The sequence below is a fragment of the Streptomyces sp. 13-12-16 genome, assembly GCF_002114215.1.
GTDB lineage: Bacteria > Actinomycetota > Actinomycetes > Streptomycetales > Streptomycetaceae > Streptomyces.
The window spans coordinates 1-7,088 of the sequence record NZ_NCTE01000209.1; the positions used below are offsets into that span (position 1 = coordinate 1).

The following is a 7,088-nucleotide window of genomic DNA, read 5'->3' on the forward strand; positions in this document are numbered from 1 at the left end:
CCTGCGGCGCCGGTCCGGCTCCGGGGGACCGGCCCGCACCGGCCCCCGCCCTGTCCCCCGCCCCGCCCGCCGGACCGCATCCGGCGATCACGGCCAGCAGGGCGGCGGCGCCGGCCAGGAGACGGACCCTCACAGGTAGTCCTCCAGGCGGGCCACCGCGTACCCCTCCGCCGTGACCTTGTCCATGAAGCGGCGGATCATGTCCGGCATGGTGCCCTTCCAGTCCTCGCGGCCCCGGAAGTGGGTGAGGACGATGTCTCCGGGGTGCAGGTCCCGGTCCCACTCGCGGTACTCCCAGTGGTCGACGAAGACCTCCTCGTTCCACAGGGGGACGTGGGTGATCCCGCAGGCCTTCGCGGCGCGCAGGGTGGCCTTGTCGTAGTTGCCGTAGGGCGGGCGGAAGAGGACCGGGCGCTCGCCGTACCGCTCCTCGATGACCTCCTGCATGCCGCAGATCTCGCGCTTCTGGCGGGCGTAGGACAGGGCCGGCAGGTAGGGGTGGCGGAGGGTGTGGTTGTGCAGGGCGACGCCCCGGCCCTGCATCTCCTTGAAGTAGCCGTAGTCCTCCTTGACGAGGTAGTCGCTGAGGAAGGCGCTGTACGGGATCTTCAGTTCGCTCATCATCCGCAGGAACGCCGGGTCCTTCTCGGCGCCGTCGTCGATGGTGAGGAAGAGGATCTTCTCGTCGGTGGGGACGGTGGTGAAGACCGGGGGGAGTTCCAGGCGGCGGTGGCCGTCGACCTCGAAGCCGTCGCGGGTGGTGATCCTGGGCTTCTTCGCCGGGGGCGGCGGGGCGGTCAGGGGCACCTTCTTCAGTCCCCAGTGTTTCGCGGCGGCGACCCTCGCGGTGTGCGCCGCGCGCAGTCGGGTGGCGTAGGCGTCGAGCGCGCGGGCCGGGGGTGCCTGCAGGGGCTGCTGGCCGCCCGCCGGTTCGGCCCGGGCGCCGTCGCCGCCCTGTCCGCAGCCCGAGGCGATGGAGGCGAGAGCGAGTACCGCGAGGCCGATCCGCACACCGCCGAACGGCCACCTTTTATCGTTTTGTCCTACTGCTCGCATGGTGCCGGATCCTCGCAGTCCGCCCCCGGGAACCCGACCCGACACCGCGGCCGGAGGCACACGGTCCACCGACTGGCCCACAATGACCCGGTGAACGTCCTCACCCCCCTCCTCACCCCCGAAGGCCGCGCCCTCCTCGACGAGGTGCGCGACACCGACCCGGCGCACGAACTCGCCGTCGCGACCCGGCTGCGCCGCGAGCACCCCGCCGAACTGGTGTCGGCGGCGCTCGGCCAGGCGCGGCTGCGGCAGCGGGCGGTGGCCAAGTTCGGGTCGGAGGACGCGCGGCGGATGTTCTTCACGCCCGACGGGGCGGAGCAGTCGACGCGGGCGAGCGTGGCGACGTACCGGGCCGAGTGCCTCCAGGCGACCGGGGTGCGGTCCGTCGCCGACCTGTGCTGCGGGATCGGCGGCGACGCGATCGCCTTCGCCCGCGCCGGGATCCGGGTGCTGGCCGTCGACCGTGACCCGCTGACCTGCGAGGCGGCCCGCGCCAACGCCGACGCGCTCGGTCTCGCCGAGCTGATCGAGGTGCGCGAGGCCGATGTGACGGAGGTGGACACGGCCGGGTACGACGCCGTGTTCGTCGACCCCGCCCGGCGTTCCTCCAAGCGCGGCCGGATCTTCGATCCGGAGGCCTACTCCCCTCCCCTGTCCTGGGCGGTGTCCGCCGCGCTCGGGGCACCGCTCGGCCTGCTGAAGATCGCACCCGGCATTCCGCACGAGGCGATCCCCCCGGAGGCGACGGCCGAGTGGGTCTCGGACGGCGGGGACGTCAAGGAGGCCGTGCTGTGGTTCGGCCGGGACGTGACGCCGGGGGCGCGGCGGGCGATGCTGCTGCCCGCCGGAGCCGGCATCTACGTGACGTCTGAGACCATGCTCCCGGACCCCGGGGTCCGGCCGGTCGGGCGGTACCTGTACGAGCCGGACGGCGCCGTCATCCGCGCCCACCTGGTCGCCGAGGTGGCCGAGGAGGTGGGGGGCGGGCTGATCGACCCGACCATCGCCTACGTCACCGCCGACGAAGCGCACCGCACGCCGTACGCCACCGCCTACGAGATCACCGACCGGCTCCCGTTCAACGTCAAGAAGCTGAAGGCGCTGCTGCGCGAGCGCCGGGTCGGTGTCCTGACCGTCAAGAAGCGCGGCTCGGCGGTGGAACCGGAGGAGCTCCGCCGCAAGGTCCTGCCCAAGCCGCACGGCCCCGAGTCCGTCACGGTCTTCCTGACCCGCGTCGCCGGTGCCCCGACGATGCTGCTGGGGCACCCGGTGCGGTGAGGCCCGCCGGGACGTTCACCTCAGGGACGCCCACAGCTCCTCCGCCTCCGGCTCGTCCGCGATCACGCGGTTGCGGTCCCAGGGGGCCGGGACGACCGGCATGGTGAGGGTCGTGACGTCGTCGGACGGGAGGTCCCGCAGACTCTGGGCGAGGCGGGTGAGTTCGCCGAGCGAGTCCAGGCCGGTGTCGGTGGTGAGGCTGCCGGTGACGGTGTCGGCGAGCCGGTACAGCCGGGTGGGGCCGGCCAGCAGGTCCTCCTGCGCGACCTGCTCCAGCAGCGCCTTCACCAGCTGGTGCTGGAGCCCTATGCGGCCGAGGTCGCTGCCGTCGCCGATGTCGTACCGGGTGCGGGCCAGGGCGAGGGCGTCCGTACCGTCGAGGTGGTGGGTGCCGGCGTCCAGGGTGAGGTGGCTGCGGTCGTCGTCGATGTCCTCCTCGGTGGTGACGGTGACCCCGCCGAGCGCGTCGACCAGGCGGGCGAAGCCGGAGAAGTCGATCTCGACGTAGTGGTCCATGCGGACGTCCGTGAGCGACTCGACGGTCTTCACGGCGCACACAGGACCGCCCACCTCGTACGCGGTGTTGAACATCACCCCGGAGGCCGGACGGGTCGATTCCCCGTCCTCCAGCGGGCAGGAGGGCCGGTCGACGAGGGTGTCGCGGGGGATGCTGACCACCGTCGCGGCGGTCCGGCCGGCGTCGAGGTGGACGACCATGGCGGTGTCGGAACGGGCGCCGCCGTCGTCTCCGCCGCCGAGCGCCCGGTTCTCCTCGCCGCTGCGCGAGTCGGAGCCGAGCACGAGGATGTTCAGGGACCCGGTCGGCAGGGGCGCGGCCGTGGCGGACGCGTCCGGGGACGGCGCGGTCACGGCCCTGGCGGGGCGGTCGTCGCCCAGGGCGCTGTCGATGTCGACGCTGTCGATGTTGTCGTTGAGCTGCCAGTACGCCCAGCCGGCCGCTCCGGCGCCCAGGACCAGCAGGCCGGCCAGCGCCAGCCCCGTGATCTTCAGTGCTTTCGCCCGCCGGCCCGTTCGTATGCCCGAGTCCTCGGCCCCGTCCTCGGTCCCGCCCCCGGCCTCGTCCCCGTCGTCCCCGGTCCCGCCGCTCTTCTCATGTCCCCTCACAGGCAGGAACATAAGTCCGAATTATGACGAGCGGCGCCTCCCGGAGAGTTTTCTTGTGAAATTCTCAGACTTCCCGTACGCCGCCCGACGGTCCGAAACTTTCGGTCCGGTTCACGCCCCCGCCGGCGCCGCCGTACTGCTCCGCACCACCAGGCTCGTCGCCAGCTCCACCCGGGTCGCCGCCGCCGAGTCCTCGTCCCTGCCCAGATCGAGGACCAGCTTGGCCGCCGCCTCGGCCATCTCCGTCAGCGGCTGCCGTACGGTCGTCAGCGGCGGCCCCACCCAGCGGGCCACCGGCAGATCGTCGAACCCGACCACGCTCAGGTCCTCCGGGATGCGCAGCCCCAGCTCGCGCGCGGCCTCGTACAGTCCGAGGGCCTGGAGGTCGTTGCCGGCGAAGACCGCGGTGGGCCGGTCCTCGCGGCGCAGCAGGGCCAGACCCTGCCGGTAGCCGGCCTCGTGGTGGAAGTCCCCGGTCATGATCAGCCCGGGGTCGACCGGCAGCCCGGCGGTCTCCAGGGCGGCCCGGTAGCCGTCGACGCGGGCGCGGCTGCACATCATCTGCGTGGGTCCGCTGATCGCGCCGATCCGGGTGTGGCCCAGGTCCACCAGGTGCCGGGTCGCGGCGAGCCCGCCCTGCCAGTTGGTCGCGCCGATGGAGGGCACGTCGGTGCCCGGGTCACCGGCCGGGTCCATCACCACGAACGGGATGGAGCGGCTGGTCAGCAGGGCCCGCCCGGACTCGTCGAGGCCGGACAGCACGAGGATCACGCCGTGCGGGCGGCGCGCGGCGACCTGGTCGGCCCAGGTGCGTCCGGGGGTGAGCCGGCCCGCGCTCTCGGAGAGGACGACGCTCAGGCCCTCGTCCCGGGCCACGTTCTCCACGCCCCGGATGACCTCCATCGCCCAGGCGCTCTCCAGTTCGTGGAAGACCAGGTCGATCAGGGGCGAGCGGGAGGCCTCGGCGCGGCGGCGCCGGTAGCCGTGGGCGCGCAGCAGTCCCTCGACCCGGCTCCGGGTGCCGGGGGCGACGTCGGCACGACCGTTGAGGACCTTCGAAACAGTCGGGGCGGAGACGCCGGCCTCACGGGCGATCTCGGCGAGCGTCGCCGTCTGGGCTCTGCGCCCTTGCGTCCGGGTTTCAGCGGGCTGCGGGGAAGTCATGGCCGCGATCGTAACCCTGCGGGCCCTCTTGACGAAGCCTTCCGGGAGCCATAGGTTCCCGGAACATTCGAGCTGCAAGCCGAAACATTCGCCGAGAATCGTACGTGTGAGGGCCGTCCGTCCACCCGACAGGAGCTCCATGACCACCGCGCCCTGGCGTGACCCCGCCCTGCCCGCCGCCGCCCGCGTCGACGACCTGCTCTCCCGGATGACCCTGGAGGAGAAGACCGCCCAGTTGTACGGCGTGTGGGTGGGCGCGGACACCGACGGCGGGGGCGTCGCCCCGCACCAGCACGACATGACCGCCGACCACGACTGGGACGAGCTGATCACCCTCGGCCTCGGCCAGATCACCCGCTCCTACGGCACCGCCCCCGTCGACCCCGGCCTCGGCGCGCAGGCGCTGGCCCGCGCCCAGCGGCAGATCGCCGCGGCCGGCCGCTTCGGCATCCCGGCGGTCGCGCACGAGGAGTGCCTGGCCGGATTCACCGCCTGGCAGGCCACCGCCTACCCCGTCCCCCTGGCCTGGGGCGCGAGCTTCGACCCCGAGCTGGTCGAGGACATGGCCCGCCGCATCGGCCACGACCTGCGCGCGGCGGGCGTCCACCAGGGACTCGCGCCCGTCCTGGACGTCGTACGCGATCTGCGCTGGGGCCGGGTGGAGGAGACCATCGGGGAGGACCCGTACCTGGTCGGCACGATCGGTGCCGCCTACGTACGCGGCCTGGAGTCCGCCGGGGTCGTCGCCACGCTCAAGCACTTCGCCGGGTACGCCGCCTCCGCCGGGGCGCGCAACCTCGCGCCGGTGCGGGCCGGGGCGCGGGAGTTCGCGGACGTCACCCTGCCGCCGTTCGAGATGGCGCTGCGCGAGGGCGGGGCCCGCTCGGTGATGGCCGCGTACACCGAGACCGACGGCGTGCCCTCGTCGGCCGACCCGGCGCTGCTGACCCGGCTCCTGCGCGAGGAGTGGGGCTTCACCGGCACGGTCGTCGCCGACTACTTCGGCATCGGCTTCCTGGAGAGCCTGCACCGGGTGGCGGGCACCCCGGCACAGGCGGCGCACGCGGCGCTGCTGGCCGGCGTCGACGTCGAACTGCCCACGCTCAAGTGCTACGGCGAACCGCTCCGGGACGCGGTCCGCGCCGGCGAGGTCCCGGAGGAACTGGTCGACCGCGCGGCCCGCCGGGTCCTGCTCCAGAAGTGCGAACTGGGCCTCCTCGACGAGGACTGGGCCCCGGAGCCGACCGCACCGGTCGACCTCGACTCCACCGGGAACCGCGCCCTGGCCCGCCGCCTGGCCGAGGAGTCCGTGGTCCTCCTCGACAACCCCGACGGCCTGCTCCCCCTCGCCCCCGGCACCCGGATCGCGGTCGTCGGCCCCCGCGCGGACGACGCCCTCGCCATGCTGGGCTGCTACTCCTTCCCGTCCCACGTCCTCCCCCACCACCCCGGCGTCCCGGCCGGGATCGGGATCCCGACCGTGCTGGAGTCGCTGCGCGCCGAACTCCCCGACGCCAAGGTGACGTTCGCGCCGGGCTGCGACACCTCCGACCCGGACACCGGGGGCTTCGCGGAGGCGGTCGCGCGGACGGCCGAGGCGGACGTGTGCGTGGCGGTGCTCGGCGACCGGGCGGGCCTGTTCGGCCGCGGCACCTCCGGCGAGGGCTGCGACGCGACGGACCTGAACCTGCCCGGCGTCCAGGCGGAGCTGCTGGACGCGCTCGTGGCGACCGGCGTACCGGTCGTCCTGGTGCTGCTCACCGGCCGCCCGTACGCGCTCGGCCGCTGGCACGGCCGCCTGGGCGCCGTCGTCCAGGCCTTCTTCCCGGGGGAGGAGGGCGGCCCGGCGGTGGCGGGAGCGCTGTCGGGCCGCGTCAACCCCTCCGGCCGCCTGCCGGTCAGCGTTCCGCGCCTGCCCGGCGGCCAGCCCTGGACCTACCTCCAGCCCCCGCTGGGCCTGGCCGGCGAGGTCAGCAACCTCGACCCGACCCCGCTGTACGCCTTCGGCCACGGCGGCTCGTACACGACGTTCGAGTGGGTTCCCGACACGCGGGACGAGAACGCGGAGACCGGCACGGACGGCTCGTACGACGTCTCGCTGACCGTCCGCAACACCGGTGACCGGTCCGGCGCCGAGGTCGTCCAGCTCTACCTGCACGACCCGGTGGCGTCGGTGACCCGCCCGGACGTCCGCCTGATCGGCTACCGGCGGGTCGAGCTGGCGCCCGGCGAGGCGTCCCGGGTGACGTTCCGCTTCCACCCGGACCTGTCGGCGTTCACCGACGGCTCCGGGCGCCGGATCGTCGAACCGGGCGCGCTGGAGCTGCGGCTGGCGGCCTCCAGCACGGACGTCCGCCACACGGCCCGGCTGCGCCTCACGGGCCCGGTGCGCGAGGTCGGCCCGGACCGGCGGCTGCGGTGCGGGACGGAGGTGTCACCGGCGGGGGGCGGGGGGGGGGGGGGGC

Annotated in this window: 5 protein-coding genes; 2 read left to right on the plus strand and 3 right to left on the minus strand. The window is 74.0% G+C overall.

Annotation, left to right across the window (positions count from 1 at the left end; genetic code table 11):
- Positions 1 to 129: 129 nt before the first annotated feature.
- Positions 130 to 1,011: a polysaccharide deacetylase family protein gene (locus B7767_RS09640; RefSeq protein WP_085571822.1), complete on the minus strand. Its 882-nt coding sequence runs from the start codon at positions 1,009 to 1,011 to the stop codon at positions 130 to 132.
- Positions 1,012 to 1,146: 135 nt separating this feature from the next.
- On the opposite strand from B7767_RS09640, the gene B7767_RS09645 reads away from it, so the two are divergent.
- Complete coding sequence (locus tag B7767_RS09645) at positions 1,147 to 2,334, plus strand: methyltransferase domain-containing protein (protein ID WP_085571823.1); 1,188 nt, start codon at positions 1,147 to 1,149, stop codon at positions 2,332 to 2,334.
- 15 nt (positions 2,335 to 2,349) lie between these two features.
- Here the strand turns inward: B7767_RS09645 and B7767_RS09650 are convergent, their stop codons facing one another.
- The gene (locus B7767_RS09650) at positions 2,350 to 3,471 is read right to left on the minus strand and encodes an LCP family protein (RefSeq protein WP_085571824.1); all 1,122 of its coding nucleotides are present in this window, start codon (positions 3,469 to 3,471) and stop codon (positions 2,350 to 2,352) included.
- 99 nt (positions 3,472 to 3,570) lie between these two features.
- Positions 3,571 to 4,623: a LacI family DNA-binding transcriptional regulator gene (locus B7767_RS09655; protein WP_085571825.1), complete on the minus strand. Its 1,053-nt coding sequence runs from the start codon at positions 4,621 to 4,623 to the stop codon at positions 3,571 to 3,573.
- 139 nt (positions 4,624 to 4,762) lie between these two features.
- Between B7767_RS09655 and B7767_RS09660 the strand changes: the two genes are divergently transcribed.
- Positions 4,763 to 7,088: glycoside hydrolase family 3 N-terminal domain-containing protein (locus B7767_RS09660; protein WP_085571826.1), on the plus strand; the 2,326-nt coding region annotated here is incomplete at its 3' end.